Origin of the sequence: Burkholderia sp. Ac-20344, assembly GCF_017104975.1 — a bacterium.
Classification (GTDB): domain Bacteria; phylum Pseudomonadota; class Gammaproteobacteria; order Burkholderiales; family Burkholderiaceae; genus Burkholderia.
In genome coordinates, this window is the sequence record NZ_JAAGPP010000134.1 from 1 (window position 1) to 25,145 (window position 25,145).

The 25,145-nt window shown below is 68.0% G+C and carries 24 protein-coding genes; 16 read left to right on the forward strand and 8 right to left on the reverse strand.

The window, feature by feature from the left end:
- Positions 1 to 543: thiamine-phosphate kinase (thiL, locus tag G3N64_RS30775; RefSeq protein ID WP_205787547.1), on the reverse strand; the 543-nt coding region annotated here is incomplete at its 3' end.
- Between the two features lie 100 nt (positions 544 to 643).
- Between thiL and G3N64_RS30780 the strand changes: the two genes are divergently transcribed.
- The 5 genes from G3N64_RS30780 to G3N64_RS30800 all read left to right on the forward strand — a co-directional run bounded on the left by G3N64_RS30780 (position 644) and on the right by G3N64_RS30800 (position 6,216).
- Positions 644 to 2,986 (forward strand): NADP-dependent malic enzyme, encoded by a 2,343-nt coding sequence (locus G3N64_RS30780; protein ID WP_277399139.1) that lies wholly within the window; start codon positions 644 to 646, stop codon positions 2,984 to 2,986.
- Positions 2,987 to 3,363: 377 nt separating this feature from the next.
- Positions 3,364 to 3,795 carry a ribonuclease gene (locus tag G3N64_RS30785; protein WP_205787549.1) on the forward strand — a complete coding sequence of 144 codons (432 nt, stop codon included), beginning with the start codon at positions 3,364 to 3,366 and terminating at the stop codon, positions 3,793 to 3,795.
- Positions 3,796 to 3,811: 16 nt separating this feature from the next.
- Positions 3,812 to 4,375 carry a barstar family protein gene (locus tag G3N64_RS30790; protein WP_059528744.1) on the forward strand — a complete coding sequence of 188 codons (564 nt, stop codon included), beginning with the start codon at positions 3,812 to 3,814 and terminating at the stop codon, positions 4,373 to 4,375.
- A gap of 211 nt (positions 4,376 to 4,586) precedes the next feature.
- Positions 4,587 to 5,330, forward strand: a complete 744-nt coding sequence (locus G3N64_RS30795; protein ID WP_205787550.1) for a hypothetical protein — start codon at positions 4,587 to 4,589, stop codon at positions 5,328 to 5,330.
- 64 nt (positions 5,331 to 5,394) lie between these two features.
- On the forward strand, positions 5,395 to 6,216 hold the full coding sequence (locus G3N64_RS30800; protein WP_205787551.1) for a hypothetical protein: 822 nt from the start codon (positions 5,395 to 5,397) through the stop codon (positions 6,214 to 6,216).
- A gap of 6 nt (positions 6,217 to 6,222) precedes the next feature.
- Here G3N64_RS30800 and G3N64_RS30805 read toward each other — a convergent pair whose 3' ends face one another.
- The 3 genes from G3N64_RS30805 to speE form a co-directional block, all read right to left on the reverse strand.
- Complete coding sequence (locus tag G3N64_RS30805) at positions 6,223 to 6,990, reverse strand: 16S rRNA (uracil(1498)-N(3))-methyltransferase (protein WP_205787552.1); 768 nt, start codon at positions 6,988 to 6,990, stop codon at positions 6,223 to 6,225.
- Between the two features lie 17 nt (positions 6,991 to 7,007).
- Positions 7,008 to 7,424, reverse strand: coding sequence for a VOC family protein (locus G3N64_RS30810; RefSeq protein ID WP_205787553.1), 417 nt, complete (start codon positions 7,422 to 7,424; stop codon positions 7,008 to 7,010).
- 162 nt (positions 7,425 to 7,586) lie between these two features.
- Complete coding sequence (gene speE / locus G3N64_RS30815) at positions 7,587 to 8,444, reverse strand: polyamine aminopropyltransferase (protein ID WP_205787554.1); 858 nt, start codon at positions 8,442 to 8,444, stop codon at positions 7,587 to 7,589.
- Positions 8,445 to 8,660: 216 nt separating this feature from the next.
- On the opposite strand from speE, the gene tkt reads away from it, so the two are divergent.
- Both tkt and gap read left to right on the forward strand, forming a co-directional pair.
- Entirely contained in the window at positions 8,661 to 10,733 is a 2,073-nt protein-coding gene (gene tkt, locus G3N64_RS30820; RefSeq protein WP_205787555.1) for a transketolase, read from the forward strand.
- Between the two features lie 87 nt (positions 10,734 to 10,820).
- Positions 10,821 to 11,831 (forward strand): type I glyceraldehyde-3-phosphate dehydrogenase, encoded by a 1,011-nt coding sequence (gene gap, locus G3N64_RS30825; protein ID WP_059500962.1) that lies wholly within the window; start codon positions 10,821 to 10,823, stop codon positions 11,829 to 11,831.
- Between the two features lie 89 nt (positions 11,832 to 11,920).
- Here the strand turns inward: gap and G3N64_RS30830 are convergent, their stop codons facing one another.
- On the reverse strand, positions 11,921 to 12,823 hold the full coding sequence (locus G3N64_RS30830; RefSeq protein WP_205787556.1) for a LysR substrate-binding domain-containing protein: 903 nt from the start codon (positions 12,821 to 12,823) through the stop codon (positions 11,921 to 11,923).
- A 151-nt stretch (positions 12,824 to 12,974) separates the two neighbouring features.
- On the opposite strand from G3N64_RS30830, the gene G3N64_RS30835 reads away from it, so the two are divergent.
- The 4 genes from G3N64_RS30835 to G3N64_RS30850 all read left to right on the forward strand — a co-directional run bounded on the left by G3N64_RS30835 (position 12,975) and on the right by G3N64_RS30850 (position 17,447).
- Entirely contained in the window at positions 12,975 to 13,748 is a 774-nt protein-coding gene (locus tag G3N64_RS30835; RefSeq protein ID WP_205787557.1) for an SDR family NAD(P)-dependent oxidoreductase, read from the forward strand.
- Positions 13,749 to 13,903: 155 nt separating this feature from the next.
- Positions 13,904 to 15,352, forward strand: a complete 1,449-nt coding sequence (locus G3N64_RS30840) for an MFS transporter (RefSeq protein WP_205787558.1) — start codon at positions 13,904 to 13,906, stop codon at positions 15,350 to 15,352.
- 69 nt (positions 15,353 to 15,421) lie between these two features.
- Complete coding sequence (locus G3N64_RS30845) at positions 15,422 to 16,378, forward strand: 2-hydroxyacid dehydrogenase (RefSeq protein ID WP_205787559.1); 957 nt, start codon at positions 15,422 to 15,424, stop codon at positions 16,376 to 16,378.
- A gap of 10 nt (positions 16,379 to 16,388) precedes the next feature.
- Entirely contained in the window at positions 16,389 to 17,447 is a 1,059-nt protein-coding gene (locus G3N64_RS30850; protein WP_205787560.1) for an L-idonate 5-dehydrogenase, read from the forward strand.
- Between the two features lie 107 nt (positions 17,448 to 17,554).
- Here G3N64_RS30850 and G3N64_RS30855 read toward each other — a convergent pair whose 3' ends face one another.
- Positions 17,555 to 18,754 carry an MFS transporter gene (locus tag G3N64_RS30855; RefSeq protein ID WP_205787561.1) on the reverse strand — a complete coding sequence of 400 codons (1,200 nt, stop codon included), beginning with the start codon at positions 18,752 to 18,754 and terminating at the stop codon, positions 17,555 to 17,557.
- Positions 18,755 to 19,066: 312 nt separating this feature from the next.
- Between G3N64_RS30855 and cynR the strand changes: the two genes are divergently transcribed.
- Positions 19,067 to 19,957 (forward strand): transcriptional regulator CynR, encoded by an 891-nt coding sequence (cynR, locus tag G3N64_RS30860; RefSeq protein ID WP_205787562.1) that lies wholly within the window; start codon positions 19,067 to 19,069, stop codon positions 19,955 to 19,957.
- 47 nt (positions 19,958 to 20,004) lie between these two features.
- On the opposite strand, the gene G3N64_RS30865 is transcribed toward cynR, so the two are convergent.
- Positions 20,005 to 20,727 (reverse strand): FCD domain-containing protein, encoded by a 723-nt coding sequence (locus tag G3N64_RS30865; RefSeq protein WP_205787563.1) that lies wholly within the window; start codon positions 20,725 to 20,727, stop codon positions 20,005 to 20,007.
- A gap of 212 nt (positions 20,728 to 20,939) precedes the next feature.
- On the opposite strand from G3N64_RS30865, the gene G3N64_RS30870 reads away from it, so the two are divergent.
- From G3N64_RS30870 to G3N64_RS30880, 3 genes are all read left to right on the forward strand, one after another.
- Positions 20,940 to 22,262, forward strand: a complete 1,323-nt coding sequence (locus G3N64_RS30870; RefSeq protein WP_205787564.1) for a C4-dicarboxylate transporter DctA — start codon at positions 20,940 to 20,942, stop codon at positions 22,260 to 22,262.
- Positions 22,263 to 22,367: 105 nt separating this feature from the next.
- Positions 22,368 to 23,375 carry an allantoicase gene (gene alc, locus G3N64_RS30875; RefSeq protein ID WP_205787565.1) on the forward strand — a complete coding sequence of 336 codons (1,008 nt, stop codon included), beginning with the start codon at positions 22,368 to 22,370 and terminating at the stop codon, positions 23,373 to 23,375.
- A 14-nt stretch (positions 23,376 to 23,389) separates the two neighbouring features.
- A complete protein-coding gene (locus G3N64_RS30880) occupies positions 23,390 to 23,908 on the forward strand; it encodes an ureidoglycolate lyase (protein ID WP_205787566.1) in 519 nt (172 codons plus the stop codon).
- A gap of 167 nt (positions 23,909 to 24,075) precedes the next feature.
- Here G3N64_RS30880 and fur read toward each other — a convergent pair whose 3' ends face one another.
- Positions 24,076 to 24,504, reverse strand: a complete 429-nt coding sequence (gene fur / locus G3N64_RS30885) for a ferric iron uptake transcriptional regulator (RefSeq protein ID WP_034182711.1) — start codon at positions 24,502 to 24,504, stop codon at positions 24,076 to 24,078.
- Between the two features lie 142 nt (positions 24,505 to 24,646).
- On the opposite strand from fur, the gene G3N64_RS30890 reads away from it, so the two are divergent.
- Positions 24,647 to 25,145 (forward strand): outer membrane protein assembly factor BamE (locus G3N64_RS30890; RefSeq protein WP_205787567.1); only part of this gene is annotated, 499 nt, incomplete at its 3' end.

A 25,145-nucleotide genomic window follows, 5' to 3' on the forward strand; every position in this document is an offset into this window, starting at 1 on the left:
CCCGGCGCGCGCATCGCCGAGCGTGCCGGATACCCAGACATCGTCGCCGTCGCGTGCGGCATCGCGGCGCAGCACCGCGTCGGGCGCGACTTCGCCGAATACGGTCACGCACAGGTTCAGCGGGCCGCTCGTCGTGTCGCCGCCGATCAGCTCGCAGCCGTAGCGCTCGGCGAGCGCGAACAGCCCGTTGCTGAACGCTTCCAGCCACGCCGCGTCGGCACGCGGCAGCGCGCACGCGAGCGTGAACGCGCGAGGCTCGGCGCCCATCGCCGCGAGGTCGGACAGGTTGACCGCGAGCGTCTTGTGGCCGAGCGCGTCGGGCGCGACGTCGGGGAAGAAGTGGCGGCCTTCCACCAGCATGTCCGTCGAAATGGCCAGTAATTTCCCGGATCGAGGCGTGATCAACGCGCAATCGTCGCCGATGCCGAGCGTCGACGCACGTGCGCCCTGCGCGGCGCGGCGCGTGAAGAAGCGTTCGATCAGCGAAAACTCGGAGAGGGCGGCTGGCACGGCGGGTATCCGAAACGATGGAAGGAACGGCATTGTACGAGGCGAGCGGCGGCGTTCCTGCACCGTTCAGTACAATTTTGTCGCGGCTGTTGCACCCGAATCGCCGGTCTGGCGGCCGATGATTGGCGCTACAATGCCGTCGAACAGTTATTCTAATCCGCCCGCCAAGAGACACATGTCTACCCAAGCCTCCTCCAAAGCCAAGCTCCGCGAAGCCGCGCTCGACTATCACGAATTCCCGACCCCCGGGAAAATCGCGATCGCCCCGACCAAGCAGATGATCAACCAGCGCGACCTCGCGCTCGCGTACTCGCCGGGTGTGGCGTACGCGTGCGAGGAGATCGTCGAGAATCCGCTCAACGCGGCTCGTTTCACCGCGCGCAGCAACCTTGTCGGCGTCGTCACGAACGGCACGGCGGTGCTCGGTCTCGGCAACATCGGCCCGCTCGCGTCGAAGCCGGTGATGGAAGGCAAGGCGGTGCTGTTCAAGAAGTTCGCGGGCATCGACGTGTTCGACATCGAGCTGAACGAGTCGGACCCGCACAAGCTCGTCGACGTGATCGCCGCGCTGGAGCCGACCTTCGGCGGGATCAACCTGGAAGACATCAAGGCGCCGGACTGCTTCATCGTCGAGCGCGAAGCGCGCAAGCGGATGAAGATCCCGGTGTTCCACGACGACCAGCACGGCACCGCGATCGTCGTGGCCGCGGCCGTCACGAACGGGCTGAAGGTCGTCGGCAAGGACATCAAGAAGGTGAAGCTCGTCGCGTCCGGCGCGGGTGCCGCCGCGCTCGCGTGCCTCGACCTGCTGGTCGACATCGGCCTGCCGATCGAGAACATCCTGGTGACCGACCTGGCCGGCGTGGTCTACAAGGGCCGTACCGAGCTGATGGATCCGGACAAGGAGCGTTTCGCCCGCGAAACGGAAGCGCGGACGCTGGCCGAAGTGATCGACGGCGCGGACATCTTCCTCGGCCTGTCGGCCGCCGGCGTGCTGAAGCAGGAGATGGTGAAGGGCATGGCCGAGCGCCCGCTGATCCTCGCGCTCGCGAACCCGACGCCGGAAATCCTGCCGGAACTCGCGCTCGAAGTGCGCCCGGACGCGGTGCTGGCCACGGGCCGTACCGATTATCCGAACCAGGTCAACAACGTCCTGTGCTTTCCGTTCATCTTCCGCGGCGCGCTCGACGTCGGCGCGACGACGATCACACGTGAAATGGAGATCGCGGCCGTCAACGCGATCGCCGAGCTCGCACAGCACGAGCAGAGCGACATCGTCGCGACCGCGTACGGCATCCAGGACCTGTCGTTCGGGCCCGAATACCTGATTCCGAAGCCGTTCGATCCGCGCCTGATCGTGAAGATCGCACCGGCCGTCGCGCAGGCCGCGATGGACGGCGGCGTCGCGACGCGTCCGATCGAGGACATGGAGGCGTACCGCGTCCACCTGCAGCAGTTCGTGTACCACAGCGGCACGACGATGAAGCCGATCTTCCAGATCGCGCGCGCCGCGTCGGAAGAGAAGAAGCGCGTTGTGTTCGCGGAAGGCGAAGAAGAGCGCGTGTTGCGCGCCGTTCAAATCATCGTCGACGAAAAGCTCGCGAAGCCGATCCTGATCGGCCGCCCGTCGGTGATCGAGCACCGTATCCAGCGCTACGGCCTGCGCCTGACGCCGGGCATCGATTTCACGGTCGTCAACACAGAGCACGACGAGCGCTACCGCGACTTCTGGCAGACGTACTACAAGATGATGGCGCGCAAGGGCATCAGCGAGCAGCTCGCGCGCGTCGAGATGCGCCGCCGCACGACGCTGATCGGCTCGATGCTGGTGAAGAAGGGCGAAGCGGACGGGATGATCTGCGGCACGATCAGCACCACGCACCGCCACCTGCACTTCATCGACCAGGTGATTGGCAAGCGCCCGGGCTGCAGCGTGTACGCGGCGATGAACGGCCTCGTGCTGCCGGGCCGCCAGATTTTCCTGGTCGACACGCACGTGAACGTCGATCCGACCCCGGAAGAGCTGGCCGAGATCACGATCATGGCCGCGGAAGAAGTGCGCCGCTTCGGCATCGAGCCGAAGGTCGCGCTGCTGTCGCACTCGAATTTCGGCACGAGCAACGCACCTTCGGCGAAGAAGATGCGCGATACGCTCGCAATCCTGCAGGAACGTGCACCGGAGCTGAAGGTCGACGGCGAGATGCACGGCGACGTCGCGCTCGACGCGGCGCTGCGCAAGGAAATCCTGCCGGAATCGACGCTGGAAGGCGAAGCGAACCTGCTGATCCTGCCGAATATCGACGCCGCGAACATCGCATACAACCTGCTGAAGACGGCCGCGGGCAACAACATCGCGATCGGGCCGATCCTGCTGGGCGCTGCGCAGCCGGTGCACGTGCTGACCGAATCGGCGACCGTTCGCCGCATCGTCAACATGGCGGCGCTGCTGGTCGCCGACGTGAACGCCACGCGCTGAGCCAAAACGAACGCGCCAGGCCGGTCGAACCGGCGTGGCGTGTCGGGCGAAATTGTAAACAAAAGCAAAAAGAGGCGTGCCCGCAATGGGCACGCCGCGGGCAGGGCGCAAGCGCGCTTCCCTCAAGCTACATCAGCATCTCTCTCCACTCAGCGTAGCAGCGTGGCAAGGAGGCAGAGTCTTGCCATACAAGAGACGCCACCCGCATTTTATCCTATGCGAGATAAATGTAGCGCGATTTCGGTAAAAAATGCGCAATTCCGGATATCACGAGGCTTTCGATTCCCAAACGGACATTGATTCGCGCGGCCAATAACGCTACGCTAACGCCTTTGTTGGTCGTCAACTACTTGATTTAACAGCGGGAACCCTGGTTCATGGCACGCAAGTGGCTCCGCAACGGCGCGCTCGCGTCCGTCTTCGCGATGTTCGCGATGGGTATCGTCGGCACGCCGACGGGCAGTCTGGTTTCCGCCGCTTACGCACGGGAGGTCGTTCCGGCCGACGTGGCGGCGAGCGGGCTCGATACGATTCCGACCGCCCGTCTTCCGCGCGAGGCCGTGACCACGCTGGGCCTGATCGGCGCCGGCGGTCCCTATCCGTACGAGAAAGACGGCGTCGTGTTTGGCAACCGCGAGCGGATCCTGCCAAAAGCGAAGCGCGGCTACTACCATGAGTACACGGTACCGACGCCGCGTGCCCGCAATCGCGGCGCGCGCCGGATCGTCTGTGGCGGGCCCTTGCGCCGGATCGACAACTGTTTTTACACGGGCGACCATTACAGCAGTTTTAAACGTATTGTTGAATGACTTCGGGACGAATGGCATGAGCGACTCCATCTACGCGCACGAAACGGCGGCGGCGGAACTGTTCGCGGCCGGTGACGGCAATCTGTTTCAGCGCGTGATCCAACTGCACGCGGCGGCGCAGGCTGGCGGTACGCCGGAGCAACAGGAAGCCGAGCCCGGGCTTTCATCGAACGAGGAGCCTATGAGCCTTTTCACGACCGTGCGACCCAATCTCGTGCAGTCGATCCGCGCGTTCCGCGTGCAGGATCTCGCCGACGAAGCCGGCCGGCTCGGCCAGCATTTCCTGTATGCGTATTGCGGCGCCGCGCAGTCGAAGCAGGAAGTGATGGAAACGATCGCGACGTCGTTCCTGTTCCCGAAGCATTTCGGGAAGAACTACGACGCGCTGTACGACTCGCTGACCGACCTCGTCGCGAAGGCCGGCGCGCAGCCCGGTTTCGTGATCGTCCTCGAAGGGCTGCCGATCGCGCAGAAGTTCGACAAGGAAGGCCGCGAGACGCTGCTCGACGTGTTCCGCGAGGCGGCCGAATTCTGGGCCGAGCGCAAGGTCGCGTTCCGCGTGTTCTACTCGTTCGCGTAAGCGCGCGTCGGCCCGCGGCCGATCCGGCAACATCCCTGGAAGCCCGCCTCGAGCGGGCTTTTTTGCGCCTGCGCGTGTTGCATGCACTTGGCCCGATCCGACAAAGACCTTTCATCGCCCACTTTTTTTCGCGACAATCGCTCAGCCCGGGCGCAGGCACCGCGCCGGGCGCATCACACCAGACCAACATTCGAGAGAGGGCCGTTTCCCCATGACCGCTACCCGATTAGCGGCGCGCACCCGTGCGCGCCGTCCGCTCGTGTGCGCGCTGACCGCGTGCGCACTGTCGCTCGGCATCCCACCGGCCGCCCAGGCCGCAGTGCTGACCCCCGAGCAGACGACCGATCTGTATCTCGGCGCATTCATCAATGGCGACGCATCGAAGGCCGTGCAGTTCAACGATGCAACGCGCACGCGCTTCGAAGGCAAGGATGCGCTCGACGTGGCGGCCATCCCGAAGCTCGCCGACACGCTGCGCGACAACATCGTCGCCGCCTTCATGGCCAAGGTGCCGGCGAAGGTGCGCGCAACGGTGCGTGGGCCGGTGACCGCAGCGGTCGCGTCGTATCAGCATGCGCTCGCCCGTTCCGAGTGCAAGGCCACCGGCTCGACCCGCAAACCGAACGAATCGGTGGAAGGCGAATCGATCGCGACGGTCGAATTCGCGTGCCGCGTCGCCGACGTGGAGCCCGGCATGAAGGCGCTGCGCGAGAAGCTCGGCAACCCGCGCCTGAAGAACGACAACGCGCGGGCGGCGTTCCTCGTGGCGTTCTTCAACGGCACCGTACCCGTGTTCGACAACGCGCCGACGAGCCGAACCATGACGGGCCGGATCGACCTCTACGGCACGGACGACAAGGGCTGGATCACCGGTTCCCCCGGCGGCGTGCTGCCGCCCGTCGTCAACGCGCTGCTGGGCCAGATAAGGGACGCGGACGGCGAAGCCGGCAAGTAACGGGCTGCATTCGGGCCGCCGTGCAGGTCGCCGGTGCGCCGGATATTCGAACGGGGAGTCGACGATGAACGTCTTCACGCGAGGACTGCTGGTTGCCGCAGTCGTTGTTTCGATGGGGGGCGCGGCGGCAGCGGATGCCGTCGCGGCCGAACCGGCACCGACGTCGGCGGCGCAGGCCGTGTATCCGGCGGTCGAGCGGCTGCTTGCCGAGTTGCGCGCGCGCTCGACACCGGACCAGTATGCGGCGGTGGCCCGTGCGATTCACGCGTCGCCGGCACTGGCCGGCCAACTGAACGAACTGGTCGATGCGGGGTTGCTGACGCGCATCGCGGTCGACAGCGGCGAACCCGCGCTCGGCCGGACGTCCGGCGCATTGCGCAACGGCAGCGTCTGGATCCTGACACCCGCCTTCGTCGAGAGCCAGGCGCCGCGACGCCTGTCCCACGTCGTGCATGACGGCGACATCCTGCTGGACAACATGGTCTTCGCGCTGGGCTACATGGCGTGGCGTGCGAAGCACGATGTCGATGTGAGCCGCGAGGCCGCCGCGTTGCGCGCATCGGACGACAGCGCGGACGAGAAAAAGCGGCGCTGGATCGAACTGAACACGCGGATCGATGCCGGCGGCTTCATCCAGGGCTGGAATGACACGGTCGATGCCGCCGCAGCGCAGCACGACGGCCGGCCGGTGGGAGTCACGCAGATCGTGCCGATGCTGATGAACCTGCGCTATCGCGGTCCGTTGATCAAGGCGATCCAGGCGACGCCGCCGTTGCGCGTCACCGCGACGACCTTCTCGTTCGACGATGCGAGCATCGACGCGCTGGCATTGGCGCTCAAGGGTTCCGGCGTCATCGACATCGAGCCGTTGAGCGCCGCGCGCTGACGCGCATCACCACCCGCCCCAGCGCGCCGCCAACGCCGCGAGCACGGCCGCGCCGGCCGTCTCGGTGCGCAGCACGCGGGGCCCGAGCGACATCGCGGTGAACCCGCGTGCGCGTGCCGCGCTTTCCTCGTCGGGCGACAGCCCGCCTTCCGGCCCGATCAGCAGCGTCACGGTTGCAGCGGGCGGCGCGTCGGGCAGCGACGCGAACGGGATGCTCGCGCGCGGCGACAGCAGCAGCCGCAGCTCGCCGTCGGCCGGCGCGGCCGGCAGCGTATCGAGCCACGCGTTGAAGCCGGCGACCGGCGCGACGTCGGGCACGCGGTTGCGCCCGCATTGCTCGCACGATGCGCGTACGACGCCGCGCCAGTGGGTGACGCGCTTGTCCGCGCGCTCGCCGGCGAGCTTCACGACGCCGCGCGCGGTCGACAGCGGCACGACCGCCGCCACGCCGAGCTCGACGGCCTTCTCGATCACCCAGTCCATCTTGTCGCCGCCGGCGATGCCTTGCGCGAGCGTCACGCCATAGGGCGGCTCGGCTTCGGCCGGGTCGAACGTGTCGATCTGCGCGAGCGCGCTGCGCTTGTCGATCTCGACGAGCCGCGCACGGTACTGGCCGCCGGTGCCGTCGAACAGCGCGAGCACGTCGCCGGGCTGCAGGCGCAGCACCTGCGCGTGGCGCGCGACATCGGCCGGCAGCACGAGCGTGGCGTCGGCGCGCAGTGCCGCGTCGACGAAAAAGCGCGGCACGGCCGCGGTGGTGGTGGCTTCGTTCATGCGTGTAGCGGTTTGGGTCATGCGTCGAGACGGCGCCCGAGCGCCCATCGGTAGCCGTCGAGATCCTCGATCTGCGCGAACCGGTCGCCCCAGAACTGATCCTGCGGCGCGCTCAGCGACTTCGCGCCCGCGTCGAGCGCGCGCTGCCAGGTGGCGTCGACGTCGTCGACATACAGGTAGAACGACTGCGGCGCGGTGGCGTTCGCGCTTTTCGGCGTGAGCGCGGTCGAGCCGAATGCGCCTTCCGGCGCGAACATCACGATCAGCTGGCCGCGGTAGGCCATTTCGACGTGCATGATCGCACCGTCCTCGTCGTGCATGTCGCGCAGCTCGAAGCCGAATGCGGCCTTGAAGAAATCGATGGCCGCGCGCGCGTTGCGTACGGCCAGGTAGGGCGTCAACCAAGGCACGTTGGCCGGACGTGGATCGGTCATGAAAATCTCCTGTGTGGGCGCTTCGGCACGTGCTCTGATGCCATGCTTCGGCGTTCGTTCAGGGGGCGGCGCGGCGTCCGGGGCGTTCCGCCCCGGCGCAGCACATCACGAATGTTGCGAAGACGCGATGAAAAAACGGCAGCGAGGCGGCCGCGCGGACGCTCAGCGGCGGACGCCCAGTGTATCGCGCAGCGCGCGCGGCAGGGCAAAGAGGGACGCATGCAGCCGCGCGTCGTAGTAGCGCAAGCCCTGGACGCGGCGGGCGGCGAGCCGTTCGTCGATGTCGTGTGCGAACAGCGCGGCCGCGTCGAGCGTGTCGCTCGCGATCGCCATCAGCCACTGCGAGCCGTACAGCGGCACGTGCGCGGACAACGGATCGACGACCGCGAAGCTCGCGCGCAGGTCGTCGAGCAGCGCGGCGATGCGCGCCGCGTGGAACACCGGCGAGCCGAGGTGCATCGAGATCGCGCCGCACGGCGTCAGGATCCGCTTGAGCCGCGCGTAGAACGCGCGCGTATAGAGGCCGGCCGCCGGCGAATCGGGCGGCGTGAGGTCGAACACGACGAGATCGAAATGCTCGACGGTCGACGCGACGAAATGCGTGGCGTCGCCGATCACGACCTCGACGCGCGGGTCGTCGAGCGCGCCCTGGTGCACGTCGTCGAGATAACGCCGCGCCATCCCGACCACCTCGTCGTCGAGTTCCGCGATCACGATCCGCTCGATGCACGCATGCTTGAGCAACTGGCGCGCCGCGCCGCCGTCGCCGCCGCCGAGCACGAGCGCCTTGCGCGGCGCCGGATGCGCGAGCGCGGCCGGGTGCGTCATGCACTCGTGATAGACGTACTCGTCGCCGACCGACGTCATCGGCCGGCCGTCCAGCGTAAACAGGCGGCCGAGCTGCGGGGTTTCCCAGACTTCGATCTGCTGGTGCGGGGACGCGACGTGCGCGAGCCGCCGCGCATTCGGGAAGCCGTAGGCGGAGTCGGGCGTAGGGTGGAAAAGAAGGGTCGTGCTCACGGGCGGGCCACTCAGGGCTGGCAGTTCCGACGTCTGAATTATAGGAGGCGGGCGGTTTGACGGAAAACCGTGCCGGAACACTACTCGCCGACAAGGGAAATGTCAGCCCATCTGTTAAAATGACGAGCTTTACAGCCCCGTCCGTAGGCTCCGTCCGCTTCGCGTCCGTCAGGCGCCGCACCGCGCGCCGGGAACGATTGACGCTCGAGCTTCCGGATGCCGCCGTGCCCCCGTTTCCTCGACTCGTTCTCCGGACTCGACATGACGACTTCGTCTCCCGCCTCCACCACCCTGATGGCCAACGCGATCCGTGCGCTCGCGATGGACGCCGTTCAGCAAGCGAACTCCGGCCACCCCGGCATGCCGATGGGCATGGCCGAAATCGGCGTCGCGCTCTGGTCGCGCCATCTGAAGCACAACCCGACGAACCCGCACTGGGCGGACCGCGACCGCTTCGTGCTGTCGAACGGCCATGGCTCGATGCTGCTGTACTCGCTGCTGCACCTGACCGGCTACGACCTGCCGATGGAAGAGCTGAAGAACTTCCGCCAGCTGCACTCGAAGACGCCGGGCCACCCGGAATACGGCATCACGCCGGGCGTCGAGACGACCACCGGCCCGCTCGGCCAGGGTCTCGCGAACGCGGTCGGCATGGCGCTCGGCGAAGCGCTGATGGCCGACGAGTTCAACCGTGACGGCGCGAAGATCGTCGATCACCACACGTACGTGTTCCTCGGCGACGGCTGCCTGATGGAAGGCATCTCGCACGAAGCCTGCTCGCTCGCCGGCACGCTGAAGCTGAACAAGCTGATCGCGCTGTACGACGACAACGGCATCTCGATCGACGGCGACGTCGTGAACTGGTTCCACGACGATACCCCGAAGCGTTTCGAAGCCTACGGCTGGAACGTGATCCCGAACGTGAACGGCCATGACGTCGACGCGGTCGACGCGGCCATCGCGAAGGCGAAGCTGTCGGACAAGCCGACGCTGATCTGCTGCAAGACGGTGATCGGCCAGGGCGCGGCGACCAAGGCCGGCGGCCACGACGTGCACGGCGCGGCGCTCGGCGCGGAAGAAATCGCGAAGACGCGCGAAGCGCTCGGCTGGACGTGGGCACCGTTCGTGATTCCGCAGGAAGTCTATGCGGCATGGGACGCGAAGGAAGCCGGCAAGCGCGCCGAAACCGAATGGGACGCGAAGTTCGCTGCATATCGCGCCAAGTTCCCGGCAGAAGCCGCCGAATTCGAGCGCCGGATGGCCAACCAGCTGCCGGCCGACTGGGCCGAGAAGGCTGCGGCGATCATCGCCGGCGCGAACGAGCGCGGCGAGACGGTGGCGACGCGCAAGGCGTCGCAGCAGGCGATCGAAGGGCTGGCTGCCGCGCTGCCCGAGCTGCTCGGCGGCTCGGCCGACCTGACCGGCTCGAACCTGACCAACTGGAAGGCGTCGAAGGCCGTCCGTGCGAATCCGGAAGGCCCGGGCGTCCAGCTGGGCAACCACATCAACTACGGCGTGCGCGAATTCGGCATGAGCGCCGCGATCAACGGCCTCGCGCTGCACGGCGGCCACAAGCCGTTCGGCGGCACGTTCCTGACGTTCTCCGACTACAGCCGCAACGCGCTGCGCGTGGCCGCGCTGATGAAGGTGCCGTCGATCTTCGTGTTCACGCACGATTCGATCGGCCTCGGCGAAGACGGCCCGACGCACCAGTCGATCGAGCAGGTGTCGAGCCTGCGCCTGATCCCGAACCACGACGTATGGCGTCCGGCCGACACGGTCGAGACGGCTGTCGCATGGACGCACGCGGTGGCCGCAGACCGTCCGTCGAGCCTGATCTTCAGCCGCCAGAACCTCGCGTTCAACCCGCGCACCGACTCGCAGATCGCGAACATCGACAAGGGCGGCTACGTGCTGAAGGACTGGGACGAAGAGATCGTCGCGCGCAAGATCATCCTGATCGCGACGGGCTCGGAAGTCGAACTCGCGATGAAGGCCGTCGAGCCGCTCGCGCAGCAAGGCATCGCGGCACGCGTCGTGTCGATGCCGTCGACCAACGTGTTCGACCGCCAGGACGCCGAATACCGCGAACGCGTGCTGCCGCACGGTGTGCGCCGCGTCGCGATCGAAGCGGGCGTGACCGCCTTCTGGCACAAGTACGTCGGCCTCGAAGGCGGCGTCGTCGGGATCGACACGTTCGGTGAGTCGGCGCCGGCTGGCGTGCTGTTCAAGTACTTCGGCTTCACCGTCGAGCACGTCGTCGAGACGGCCAAGGCCGTGCTGGCCTAAAAACATACGCGACGCGCGCCACCCCTCGCGCGCGTCGCACCGTGAAGCTGCACGAAACTAATTTTTTCAGCCATCAGGAGATAGACCATGACGATTCGCGTCGCAATCAACGGCTACGGCCGCATCGGCCGCAACACGCTGCGCGCGTTCTACGAGAACGGCAAGAAGCACGACATCGAGATCGTCGCGATCAACGATCTGGGCGATGCGAAGACCAACGCGCACCTGACCCAGTACGACACCGCGCACGGCAAGTTCCCCGGTGAAGTGTCGGTCGACGGCGACTACCTCGTCGTGAACGGCGACAAGATCCGCGTGCTGGCGAACCGCAACCCGGCCGAACTGCCGTGGGGCGAGCTGGGCGTCGACGTCGTGATGGAATGCACGGGCTTCTTCACGACGAAGGAAAAGGCGAGCGCGCACCTGAAGGGCGGCGCGAAGAAGGTGATCATCTCGGCGCCGGGCGGCAAGGACGTCGACGCGACGATCGTCTATGGCGTGAACCACGACGTGCTGAAGGCCGAGCACACCGTCATCTCGAACGCATCGTGCACGACGAACTGCCTCGCGCCGCTCGTCAAGCCGCTGAACGACAAGATCGGCCTCGAAACCGGCCTGATGACGACGATCCACGCGTACACGAACGACCAGGTGCTGACGGACGTCTACCACGAAGACCTGCGCCGCGCGCGTTCGGCCACGCACAGCCAGATCCCGACGAAGACGGGCGCTGCTTCGGCGGTCGGCCTGGTGCTGCCGGAACTGAACGGCAAGCTCGACGGCTACGCGATCCGCGTCCCGACGATCAACGTGTCGATCGTCGACCTGTCGTTCATCGCGAAGCGCGACACGACGGTCGAGGAAGTCAACGCGATCATGAAGGAAGCATCGGAAGGCGCGCTGAAGGGCATCCTCGGCTACAACGACGCACCGCTGGTGTCGATCGACTTCAACCACAACCCGGCTTCGTCGACGTTCGACGCGACGCTGACCAAGGTGTCGGGCCGCCTCGTCAAGGTGTCGAGCTGGTACGACAACGAGTGGGGTTTCTCGAACCGCATGCTGGATACGGCTGTCGCGTTCGCGAACGCGAAGTAATCCCGCACGTTGCGCGGCCGCCGCACGGCGGCCTGCGTAGCGAACGAGCCCGGCCCGGTTTTCCGGCCGGGCTTTTTTATTGTCCGCCGTTATTGCCCGCGGTTATTGCTTGATGCTGCCGTCACCTGCTCGAGCGCGGCGACGAACGCGCGCTTCAGCGGGCTGTCGAGGTCGGTCCACGCGAGGCCGATGCCGGTGCGGTGCCCGGCCAGGTCGAGCGGCCGCGCGAGCACGTTCGGCGGCAGCGCGCTGGCCGCTTCCGCCGGAATCAGCCCGATGCCCATTCCCGCCGCGACGAGCGCGAGCATCGTCGTGAATTCCCCGAACTCCTGCGCAATCTCGAGCGTCGTGCCCGCGCGGCTCAGCGCGAGCAGCATGTCGTCGTGAAAGCCCGGCGCGTAGCGGCGCGCGAGCACGAACGCGGGCTGGCCGCGCAGCGCAGCCGGCGCGATGGCATCGTGGGCGGCGAGCGGATGGTCGAGCGGCAGCGCGACGACGAAACCCTCTTCGAGCACCACGCGCGTGTCGATGCCCGCATACGCGGCCGGCAGCCGGATCATCCCGAAATCGATCCGCCGGTCGCGCAGCGCGGCGATCTGGTCGGGCGTCGGCATGTCCTTCAGTTCGAGCGTGATCAGCGGATAGCGCTCGCGCATCGTGCGCAGCACGGCCGGCAGCAGCACGGGCAGCACCGACGACACGAACGCGATCCGCAGCGTGCCGATCTCGCCGCGGCTCGACAGCCGCGCCATCTGCTCCGCGCGCGCGGCCTGCTGCAGCGTGGCGCGCGCCTCGGGCAGGAACACGCGCCCCGTATCGCTCAGTTCGACCTTGTGCCGGTCGCGCTCGAACAGGCGCGCGCCGAGTTCTGCCTCGAGCGCCTTGATCTGCATGCTCAGCGCGGGCTGCACGATGAACAGGCGCTGCGCGGCGCGCCCGAAATGCAGTTCTTCCGCGAGCGTGACGAAGGCGCGCAATTGCTTGAGTTCCATGGGCGGCGGGCAGGTGAGGACGGTAATCAGATTTCATGATAGCCGGATCAAAAAAGACCATTGGCGCGGTGCCCGGCCGGCAGCCGAAGATACCGTCAACGCGAGACCGGCCGCGATGGGCCGCCGGCTCGACTGGCACGAGGAGACACAGATGACCAACGCGCTTGACCGATTCCGCCTCGACGGCCGCCGCGCACTGATTACCGGTTCCGGACGCGGGATCGGGCTGACGCTCGCCCGCGGGCTCGCCGAAGCAGGGGCGGCGATCGTCATCAACGATCGCAATGAGGAGAAGGCCGCGACGCTCGTGCGGCACCTGCGCGAGGAAGGCTTCACGGCCGATTACGCGGTATTCGATGTCGCCGAGCACGCGCAGGTGCGCGCGGCGATCGACGATTTCGAGGCACGCGTCGGCGCGATCGACATCCTCGTGAACAACGCGGGCATCCAGCGCCGCGCACCGCTCGACGCGTTCGAGCCCGACGACTGGCATGCGCTGATGCGCGTGAACCTCGACGGCGTGTTCAACGTCGCGCAGGCCGTCGCGCGGCACATGATCGCGCGCGGCCGCGGGAAGATCATCAACATCTGCTCGGTGCAGAGCGAGCTCGCGCGGCCGACGATCGCGCCGTACGCGGCGACCAAGGGCGCGGTGCGGATGCTGACGAAAGGGATGTGCGCCGACTGGGCGCGCCACGGCATCCAGGCGAACGGCCTCGCGCCCGGCTATTTCGAAACCGAACTCAACCGCGCGCTGGTCGACGACGCGGCGTTCTCGGACTGGCTGTGCAAGCGCACGCCGGCCGGCCGCTGGGGGCGCGTCGACGAGCTGTGCGGCGCGGCGATCTTCCTCGCATCGGCCGCGTCCGATTTCGTGAACGGCCAGACGCTGTTCGTCGACGGCGGCCTGACCAGCGCCGTCTGAGTAACGGCGCTGGCGTCGTGTGCGCGAGCGCCGTTACGCCGGCTGACGCCGGCGTCCGAATTCCCAGAAGAGCCCGCCGCACGAGCGGGCCGATGTCCCGGTCGCGCGATACGCGGCCGGGTTCCGGAACGGAAGGCAGGAGACTGGAGACAACGATGGATCGCATTTCCCCGCCGCCCGCGCGGCACGATGCAGGGTCCGGTGCGCCGGGCGAGACCGCCGAGCGCCACGGCGTCGACACGAAGCAGCTCAACCGCGCGGCATGGACCTGCTCGCTCGGCAGCGCGCTCGAATACTACGATTTCGCGTTGTACACACTCGCATCGGCGCTGGTGTTCGGGCCGCTGTTCTTTCCCGCGCAGACCGCCGAGATGCGGCTGATCGCGAGCTTCGGCACCTACTTCGTCGGCTTCGCGGTGCGTCCGCTCGGCGGCGTCGTGTTCGGCGTGCTCGGCGACCGGATCGGCCGCAAGTTCGTGCTGACCGCGACGGTGCTGCTGATGGGCGTCGCGAGCACGCTGATCGGCGTGCTGCCGACCTTCGCGACGGCCGGCTACTGGGCGCCCGCGCTGCTGATCCTGCTGCGCATCCTGCAGGGCCTCGGGGCCGGCGCGGAGCAGGCCGGCGCCGCGGTGCTGATGACCGAATATGCGCCGCCGGGCAAGCGCGGCTTCTATGCGTCGCTGCCGTTTCTCGGCATCCAGCTCGGCACGGTGCTCGCGGCGGCCGTCTATTTCCTGCTGCTCGCGAACATCGACCGCGTCACCGACGGCTGGGGCTGGCGCGTGCCGTTCCTGTTCAGCGCGGTGATCGTCGCGGTCGGGATCTACATGCGCGTGCGGCTGCACGAGTCGCCGACCTTCGTGCGGCTCGAGAAGCGTGCGCAGGTGTCGGCGAATCCGCTGAAGAGTGCCGTGCAGCATTCGAAGCGCTCGCTGCTGATCGGCATCGGCCTGCGGATGGCCGAGAACGGCGGCTCGTCGATCTACCAGGCGCTCGCGGTCAGCTATCTCGCGGGCGTGATCGGAATGAAGGGGCCGATCGGCGCGCTCGCGCTGGTGTGCGCGGCGACTGTCGGCGCGTGCACGGTGCCGCTGGCGGGGCGCCTGAGCGACCGCTTCGGCCGCGTGCGCGTGTATCGCACGTTCGCGTGGCTGCAACTCGCGCTCGCGTTTCCGGTGTGGTGGGTCTTCAGCCAGGGGAACGTGGTCGCGAGCGTCATCGCGATCTCAGTCGCACAGGGCTTCGCGAACTGGGGGATGCTCGGCGCGCAGGCCGCGCTGCTGCCGGAACTGTTCGGCGCGCGCCATCGCTACATGGGCGTGTCGTTCTCGCGCGAAGTGTCGGCCGTGCTCGCGGGCGGGATTGCGCCGCTCGTCGGCGCGACGATCATCGCGACCGTGATCGCGCTGCACGGCGGCGACCACGCGGCCGGCGTACGCGCCTGGGTGCCGATCGCCGCGTACCTGGTGCTGCTGACGCTGATCACGCTGTTCACGACGTCGCGGATGCCGGAAACGCTGAACCGCGATCTCGACGATCCGCTCGACGCGGCGCAGGCGGCGCCCGCACCGGGCGCCGATCCGCTCGCGCGGCACGCATGAACGGGCCGGGCGGCTGACGCGGCCCGGCACACATTCGCATTCAACTGATCTCGACAGGAGCAAGCGCAGATGGCGCACGAATCGACCCAGCGGCCCGAACTGCTGATGACGGGCCCTTACCAGCCGTGGGACGACGCATGGCTGTCGGCCGGCTACGACGTCCACCGGCTGTGGGAGGCCGCCGACCGCGCGGCGTTCCTCGCCGAACACGGCGCCGGCGTGCGCGCGATCGCGACGCGCGGCGATCTCGGCGCGAATGCCGCGCTGATCGCCGCGCTGCCGAAGCTCGAGATCATCGCGTGCTACGGCGTCGGCACCGACGCGATCGATCTCGCCGCCGCGCGTGAGCGCGGCATCCGCGTGACGAATACGCCGGACGTGCTGACCGGCGACGTGGCCGATCTCGGCGTCGGGCTCGCGCTCGCGATGATGCGCCGCATCGGCGCCAGCGACACGTACGTGCGTTCCGGCGCATGGGGCGACGGCGACATGCCGCTCGTCACGCGGCTTTACGGCAAGCGCGTCGGCGTGGTCGGCTTCGGCCGCATCGGCTCGACGCTCGCGCGCCGGCTGTCCGGCTTCGACGTCGAGCTCGGCTACTTCGACGTCGCGCCGCGCGCGGACAGCCCGCACCGCTTCTTCGGCGACCTCGCCGAGCTGGCCGGCTGGTGCGAACTGCTGATCGTCACGCTCGCGGGCGGACCGACGACGCGCCACCTCGTCGACGCGGCCGTGCTCGACGCGCTCGGGCCGCAAGGCTATCTGGTGAACGTGTCGCGCGGCACGACCGTCGACGAACCGGCGCTGCTCGACGCGCTCGAGCGCAATGCGATCGCCGGCGCCGCGCTCGACGTGTTCTGGAACGAGCCGCGCATCGACCCGCGTTTTCTCGCGTTGCCGAACGTGCTGCTGCAACCGCACCATGCGAGCGGGACGGTCGAGACGCGCCAGGCGATGGGCTGGCTGGTGCGCGACAACCTCGCCGCGCACTTCGCCGGCGAGCCGCTGGTCACGCCGGTCGTCTGAGGAGGCTGTCATGCGTATGCGTTGCATGTGTGTCGTGATCCACGGGCCGAACGACCTGCGGGTGGAAGAGCAGGATGCGGGCGAGATCGGCCCGGGCCAGGTGCGCGTCGATGTCGCGATGGGCGGCATCTGCGGCTCCGATCTCCATTACTTCCGGCACGGCGGCTTCGGTGCCATTCGGCTACAGCAGCCGATGGTGCTCGGCCACGAGGTCGCGGGCACGGTCGCGGAAGTGGCGCCGGACGTGACGTCGGTGAAGGTCGGCGATCGCGTCGCGGTCAATCCGAGCCGGCCGTGCGGCGCGTGCCGCTACTGCCTCGAAGGGCTGCCGAACCAGTGTCTCGACATGCGCTTCTACGGCAGCGCGATGCGGATGCCGCACGTGCAGGGCGCGTTCCGCAACGCGCTCGTGTGCGACGCGGTGCAGTGCGTGAAGGTTGCCGATCACGTGCCGCTGTCGCTCGCGGCGCTCGCCGAGCCGTTCGCGGTCGGGCTGCATGCGGTGTCGCGCGCGGGCCCGCTGATCGGCAAGCGCGTGCTCGTGTCGGGCTGCGGGCCGATCGGCGTGCTGGCGGTCGCGGCGGCGCGTGTGCACGGCGCGGCGGAGATCGTCGCGACCGACGTCGTCGACGCGCCGCTGGCCGTGGCGAGCGCGCTCGGCGCCGACCGCACGATCAATGCGGTGGCCGATGCGGGATGGGTCGAGCGCTACGGCGCCGACAAGGGCACGTTCGACGTGATGATCGAGTGTTCGGGCAATGCGCGGGCGCTGCGCGACGGGCTGGACGTGATGCGCCCGCGCGGGGTCGTCGTGCAGTTGGGGCTCGGCGGCGACGTCAGCCTGCCGCAGAACGTCGTGGTCGCGAAGGAGCTGTCGATCTGCGGATCGTTCCGCTTTCACGCGGAATTCGCGCTCGCGGTGCAGCTCATCAATGCGGGACGCGTCGACCTGCGGCCGGCCGTCACGCGCGTGTTCCCGATGCGCGACGCGAACCGTGCATTCGAACTGGCCGGCGACCGGCAGCGCGCGATGAAGGTGCTGATCGATTTCGCGGACGAGGCCGAGTAACCTGTCACGCGCTGGCGCGTGACGGTACCGAGGCCATCAGCAAAAAGGCACACTCCGATTCGCGGGGCGTGCCATTTTTCATGGTGACGCGGAGACGACTTGCCGCATTACTGCGTGGCCTGCCGAACGCCGACACGCTGCGACGCGAGCCACAGTGCGATCAGCACGCCCGCGAGCGCTGCGCCCGCGATGCACACGCCGCGCCAGCCGTCGATGCCGTACGCGACGCTCGCCGCGAACGACCCGAACGCACCGCCGATGAAGTAGCTCGTCAGGTAGATCGTCGTCACGCGGCTGCGCGCGTTGCCGGCCAGCGCATAGATCACGCTCTGGTTCGAGATGTGCATGCCTTGCACGCCGACGTCGAGCAGCAGGATGCCCGCGATCAGCGCCGCGAGCGAGTGTGCGCCGGTCGCGATCAGCGCGAACGATGCGAGTACGGCCGCCGCGAACAGCCCCGTCGCCGCATTGCCGTGGCCGCGATCGACCAGCCGGCCGGCCGACGTCGCCGCGAGCGCACCTACCGCACCGACGATCCCGAACAGGCCGATCTGCCCTTCGGAATAGCTGTACGGGGGCTGGCTCAGCAGGAACGTGAGGCCCGTCCACAGCAGGCTGAAGCACGCGAACACGAGTGCGCCGTAAGTGGAGCGCAGCACGATCAGCGGTTGCGCGCGCCCCAGCGCGACGAGCGACTTCATCAGCGCCGCATAGTCGAGGCGCGCGTCGCGGCGATCCTTCGGCAGCTTCACGGCGAGCACGGCGGTCAGCGCCGCCACCATCACCGCGGCGATGCCGTACACCGCACGCCAGCCGAACCCGTCGGCGATCGCGCCGGCCGCGACGCGCGCGAGCAGGATGCCGAGCAGCAGCCCGCTCATCACGGTGCCGACCGCGCGGCCGCGCGAGCGCGCGTCGGCGAGCGACGCCGCGAACGGCACAAGCAGCTGCGTCGAACAGGTGACGAAGCCGACCGCGACGTTCGCGACGACGAACATCGTGAAGTTCGTGCTGAACGTGACCGCGACCAGCGCGACGACGTTGAGCATCAGCAGCCGCACGATCAGCGTGTGGCGGTTGACCGCGTCGCCGAGCGGGACGATCAGCAGCAGGCTCGCCGCATAGCCGAGCTGCGTCAGGGTGACGAGATAGCCGAGCTCGGTCGGCGCGCGGCCGAAGCTGTGCGCGATCGCGGCAAGCAGCGGCTGCGCGTAGTAGATGTTGCCGATGACGATGCCGCACGCGCAGGCGAACAGCAGCGTCATGCCGCGGGTCAGGGGAGGATGGGTGTCGTGATGCGGTTCCATGGTCGCGAAAAACAGCGTCGCCGGCCGGCGGCACGGAGCCGTCGGCTGCGCGGGGTGACGGAAATCGGGGCCGGCGTCGACGGATCGGCGGTGAGCCGATGCGCGCCGGGTGGATCTCGGCCGGGCCCGGATCGGGCGGGCGGCGGATCGTCGTGCGGCGGGCGGAGGCAGGGCAGGCCCGGGAGGGCCGTTCCGGTGCGGTGACAGGGGCGCTGCACGGGAACGGATGTGCGTATGATGCGGGAATCGAACCATAGCGTCCAAGACTGGCTCGTTATGGTCTTCATTGGTAGAACCAATACGTTGGCCGCCATGCTACTCCGCCACATCCGCTATTTCCTGGCCGTCGCCGAGCAGCGCAGTTTCACGCGCGCGGCCGACGCGCTGCACGTATCGCAGCCGACGCTGTCGCAGCAGGTGCGCCAGCTCGAAGAAACGCTCGGCGTGCAGTTGTTCGACCGCTCGGGCCGCACGGTGCAGCTCACCGAGTTCGGCGAGGTCTATGCGCGCCACGCGCGCACCGCGCTGCACGAGCTCGATGCGGGGCAGCGCGCGCTGCACGACGTCGCCGATCTCGGCAGCGGGTCGCTGCGGCTCGCGATGATGCCGACCTTCGCGGCCTACCTGAGCGGCTCGCTGATCGACGCGTTCCATGCCGACTATCCGAACGTCACGCTGACGATCGATGCGATGCCGCAGGAGCGCATCGAGGCGCTGCTCGCCGACGACCGGCTCGACGCGGGCTTCGCGTTCATGCCGCCACGCGCGCCGGACATCGACGCGCTGCCGCTGTGGAACGAGCCGCTCGCGCTCGTGACGGGCCGCACGCACCGTCTCGCGCGGCGCCGCCGCGCGCTGACGCCGGCCGAGCTCGGCGGCGAGCCGCTGGTGCTGCTGAGCCGCGCATTCGCGACGCGCGAGCGCATCGACCGGTATTTCATCGAGCATGGCGCGCAGCCGAAGATCGCGATCGAGACGAATACGATCAGTGCGGTGCTGGAACTCGTGCGGTGCGGCCGGCTCGCGACGGTGCTGCCCGACGCGATCGCGCGAGAGAGCGCCGACCTGTGCGCGCTCGAGATCGATCCGCCGCTGCCGTCGCGTACGGCCGCGCTGTTGACACGCAAGGGCGCGTACCGCAGCGTCGCGGCGCGCGCGTTCATCGAGCGTGCGCTCGCGTATCGCGATCCGTCGGGAGGTTGACCGGTACGACGGGCGGCGGCGCGTGCGACGGGCGGCCGTCCGGGCCGTTACGTGCGCGGTGTCGGGAAGAAGATGCCCGCGCGCTGCGCGGCGTTCGCGATGTGCGTTTCGATCGCGGTGCCGGCTGCGGCCGCGTCGCGCGCGATCAGCGCGTCGACGATCGCGCGGTGTTCGTGCCACGTCGACAGCAGCAGCTCGCGCCGGTAGAACGGCATGCGCTGGCTTTCCTTCATGATGTCCGCGCTGCTGCGCAGCACCGATTCGATTGCCGCGTTGCCGGCGAGATGGATGATCCGCATGTGGAAGTCGAAGTCGAGCTGCGACGCCTCGTCGATCGCGTTTTCGGTGAGCGCGACGTGCAGGCTGGCGAGGTTGTCCTCGAGCCACGCGATGTCGTCATCGCTGACCACGTGCGCGGCCATCCGCGCGGCGAACCCTTCGAGCGCATAGCGCATCTGGTACGTGTCGGGCGGCGACGACTGCTCGGCGAACTGCCATGCATGGGCGGCCGTGGCCTGCGCGCTTTCGACATACACGCCCTTGCCGGCGCGGATGCGCAGCATCCCGAGCGCCTCGAGCGTCGACAGCGCCTCGCGCAGCGACGCGCGGCTGATCTCCAGCTCCTCGGAGAGCTGGCGCTGGGCCGGCAGCAGGCTGCCGACCGGATACACGCCTGCCTCGATCCGGTCGCGGATCGTCGCGATGGCGGCGTCGGTCACGGTATGCGGAACGTTTTTCATGATGTGAACTTTGGCCGGTCTGACCGGCATTGTAATCCGCACGCAGGCGGTGCATGGCCGCCCTACGGGAAAGCCACGATCTGCCCCTGTCCGGTGCATCGAAACCGGGCAGGGAGGGGCGGGAAATCCCTATTTTTTCCGTCCTTGACGCCACTATATCGGCTTCCTACTATCCACCATAACATCACTGGTCTTACCAGTATGAACAGACGAAACTGCAACCGTTGGATCGGGAGAGCGCCGTGTCGAAATTCCTCAATTCGCTGTTTGGCCGAGTAGTCGTCGCACTTATTCTAGGGGTCGCGCTGGGCGCGTTCTTCCCGCATTTCGCCGAGTCGCTGCGACCGCTCGGCGACGGCTTCCTGAAGCTCATCAAGATGGTGATCGGGCCGATCGTGTTCTGCGTCGTGGTCAGCGGGATGGCCAACGCGGGCGACCTGAAGAAGGTCGGCCGGGTCGGCCTGAAGGCTGTCGTCTACTTCGAGATCATGACGACGCTCGCGCTCGGCATCGGCCTCGTGCTCGCGTGGTTCACGCGCCCGGGCGTCGGGATGAACATCGACCTGCGCTCGCTCGACGCGTCGTCGCTCGCGTCGTACGCGAAGAACGCCGAAAGCCTGAAGGACACGGCCGGCTACCTGATGAAGATCATCCCCGAGACCGCGATCGACGCGTTCGCGAAGGGCGACATCCTGCAGATCCTCGTGTTCGCGGTGCTGTTCGGCTCCGCGCTGTCGCTGCTCGGCGACAAGGCGCAGCGCGTCAACTCGCTGATCGAGGAACTGTCGCACGTGTTCTTCCGGATCATCGGCTTCATCATCAAGCTCGCGCCGCTCGGCGTGCTCGGTGCGATCGCGTTCACGACCGGCAAGTACGGCGTCGCGTCGCTCAAGCAGCTCGGTTATCTCGTCGCGGTGTTCTACCTGAGCTGCTTCGTGTTCGTCACGGTCGTGCTCGGCGCGGTGATGCGGCTCGCGGGCTTCTCGGTGTTCAAGCTGATCCGCTACCTGCGTGAGGAACTGTCGATCGTGCTCGGCACGGCATCGTCGGACGCGGTGCTGCCGCAGGTGATGCGCAAGCTCGAATACATGGGCGTGAAGGATTCGACGGTCGGCCTCGTGATCCCGACCGGCTATTCGTTCAACCTCGACGGCTTCTCGATCTACCTGACGCTCGCCGTGCTGTTCATCGCGCAGGCCACCAACACGCCGCTGTCGACGCATGACCTGATCGTCGTACTGCTCGTGTCGCTCATTACGTCGAAGGGCGCGCACGGGATCCCGGGCTCGGCGATCGTGATCCTCGCGGCGACGCTGTCGGCGATTCCCGCGATTCCGGTGCTCGGCCTCGTGCTGATCCTGCCGGTCGACTGGTTCGTCGGCATCGCCCGCGCGCTGACCAACCTGATCGGCAACTGCGTTGCAACGGTGGTCGTCGCGGTGTGGGAGAACGACATCGATCGTGCCCGTGCGAAGCGCGTGCTGAACCGCGAGCTGCGCTACGTGCCGGCCGAAGAGGAAGACCGCGCGGCGCCGGTCGCCGGCGACCAGGCTCACGCGCTCTGAGCGCAACCCCGCGCGGGGCGGCTTCCCCTGGTCGTCCCGCGCAACCGCAATTCACGTGACCGGCGCCTCGATGCGCCGGCACGACATCAAATATCAGGAGACGACATGGCAGCCCCCATCCTCGATCCGAGCGCGCCGGCCTTCACGCGGCGTTACATGAACCTCGCCGACCCGCGCCTCGGGGCGCAGGCGCTCTTCGCCAGCGACGAATTCTTCGCACCGAAGGAGCGCATGCTGAATCCCGAGCCGGCCGTGTTCATTCCCGGCAAGTACGACGACCACGGCAAGTGGATGGACGGCTGGGAAACGCGCCGCAAACGCACGACCGGCCACGACTTCTGCGTGGTGCGGCTCGCGCGGCCGGGCGTGATCCACGGCGTCGATCTCGACACGAGCCACTTCACCGGCAACTTCCCGCCGGCCGCGTCGATCGACGCGTGCGTCGCCGAAGGCGACACGCCGCCGGACAACGCCGAGTGGCGCCCGATCGTGCCGGCGACGACGCTGCAGGGCAATTCGCATCACTACGTGAGCGTCGACGATGCGCAGCCCTATACGCACCTGCGCGTGAACCTGTACCCGGACGGCGGCCTTGCGCGGCTGCGCGTGTACGGCCAGCCGCAGCGCGACTGGCGCCAGGTGCCGGCCGGCGAGCTCGTCGATCTCGCGGCGATCGAGAACGGCGGCTACCTGGTGGCCGCGAACAACCAGCACTTCGGCCCGGCTTCGCAGATGCTGATGCCGGGGCGCGGCGTGAACATGGGCGACGGCTGGGAAACGCGGCGCCGCCGCGAGCCCGGCAACGACTGGGCGATCGTCGCGCTCGCGGGGCCGGGCATCATCCGGCGCGTCGAGGTCGATACCGCGTTCTTCAAGGGCAATTTCCCCGACCGCTGCTCGCTGCAGGCCGCGCGGGTCGCGGGCGGCACCGACGATTCGCTCGTCACGCAGGCGATGTTCTGGGCTGAACTGCTCGGCGAGCAGAAGCTGCAGATGGACCACGTCCACACGTTCGACCAGCTTGCCGCGCTCGGCCCCGTCACGCACGTGCGTTTCAACATCTTCCCGGACGGCGGCGTGTCGCGCCTGCGTCTGTGGGGCGAGCCGGCTTGAAGGAGGGCGATGGCATGAGCGGATCCCACATCCTGCGCGTCGAGCGCCTGACCCGCGAAGCGTTCGCGCCGTTCGGCGACGTGATCGCGCTCGAAGGCGCATGGCATTTCCCGATCAACGGCGGCACGACCGAGCGCTTCCACGATCTCGCGACGATCGACGTGTGCGCGGACGGCGGCCGCCCGCTCGTCAGCGTGTTCCGCGCGCAGCCGCGCGCGCTGCCGGTCGCGGTCACGCTGATGGAGCGCCATCCGCACGGCAGCCAGGCGTTCATCCCGCTCGCGGCCGTGTCGCGCTACGCGATCGTCGTCGCGCCGGCCGGCGAATTCCGGCCCGACGCGATGCGCGCGTTCCTCGCGGAAGGCTGGCAGGGCGTGAACTATGCGAAAGGTGTGTGGCATCATCCGCTGCTCGCGCTCGACGCGGTCAGCGATTTCGTGATCGTCGATCGCGGCGGGCCTCAGCCGAACTGCGACGAGATTCCGCTCGAGCGCGCATGGGCGCTCGAGTTCGAGCCGGCCTGCACGGCCTGACGCGGGCACGCAGCCCGGCTCCGGCTACCTGAAGGCGGCCCGGGCGGGTGTGTCGAAGGGTTTTTGACCGCCTGGGGCGCGCGGCTTGCGCGCCGCTATCCCGAAAAGAACACGGCCCGGGCGGCGAGATGCCGGCCGGGCCGTGCTGCGTGCGCGGAGCGCGCGAATCAGTGCTTGCGGTGCGGGCAGTTCTCGGTCGTGCAGGAGCCGTACATCGCGAGCGAGTGCTCCTGGAGCCGGAAGCCGCGCTCCTTCGCGATCGCCTGCTGGCGGCCTTCGATCTCGGCGTCGAAGAATTCCTCGACACGGCCGCAATCGAGGCACACGAGGTGGTCGTGGTGCGAGCCTTCGTTCAGTTCGAACACGGCCTTGCCGGATTCGAAGTTGCTGCGCGAGAGCAGGCCGGCCTGCTCGAACTGCGTCAGCACGCGGTAGACGGTGGCCAGCCCGATGTCGAGCTGCTCGTTGAGCAGGTTCCGGTAGACGTCTTCCGCCGTCAGGTGGCGCACAGGGCTTTGCTGGAATATCTCGAGAATCTTGAGGCGCGGTAGGGTGGCCTTTAGCCCGATATTCTTGAGATCCGTCGGATTGGTCATGGCTAGGCATCCCTAGAGTACAATGCAGGGCTTCAATGTTACCGGCTTTTCGCCGTTCCAGAAATACGCGCGGCCTGCGACGCGGGCCTGCACGGTGAGGGAAATGATTCCAGAATCTCTTTCGCACTTTCAGAGGAGCCGCATGCGGAGTGTCATCATCGCTGCCGCCGCCGTTGCCGCGCTGGCTGGTTGTTCGTCGTACGACAGCGTGACGCAGCGCATCGCGCAGAGCATCACCCCCTACCGGATCACCGTCGTGCAAGGCAACTTCGTGTCGCAGGAGAAGGCCTCGCAGCTGCAGGTCGGCATGTCGCGCGAGCAGGTGCGCGCGCTGCTCGGCACCCCGCTGCTGGCGGACATGTTCCACGCCGACCGCTGGGACTACCTCTTCTACTTCAAGCGCGGCTCGACTTCGATCGTCCAGCAGCGCGATCTCGTCGTGACGTTCTCGGGCGATCGCCTGGCGGGCTGGACGGGGGCGGACAACCTGCCTTCGGAACTCGACCTGCTGGCCGACATCGACGGCGACCGTGGCGGCAAGAAGGCGAAGGCGGCCGCAGCGGCGAAGAAGGCCGCCGAGGCTGCCGCCGCCGCGAGCGCCGCGCAAGCGGCGGCGAGCGCGCCGGCGCCGGAGGCTGTCG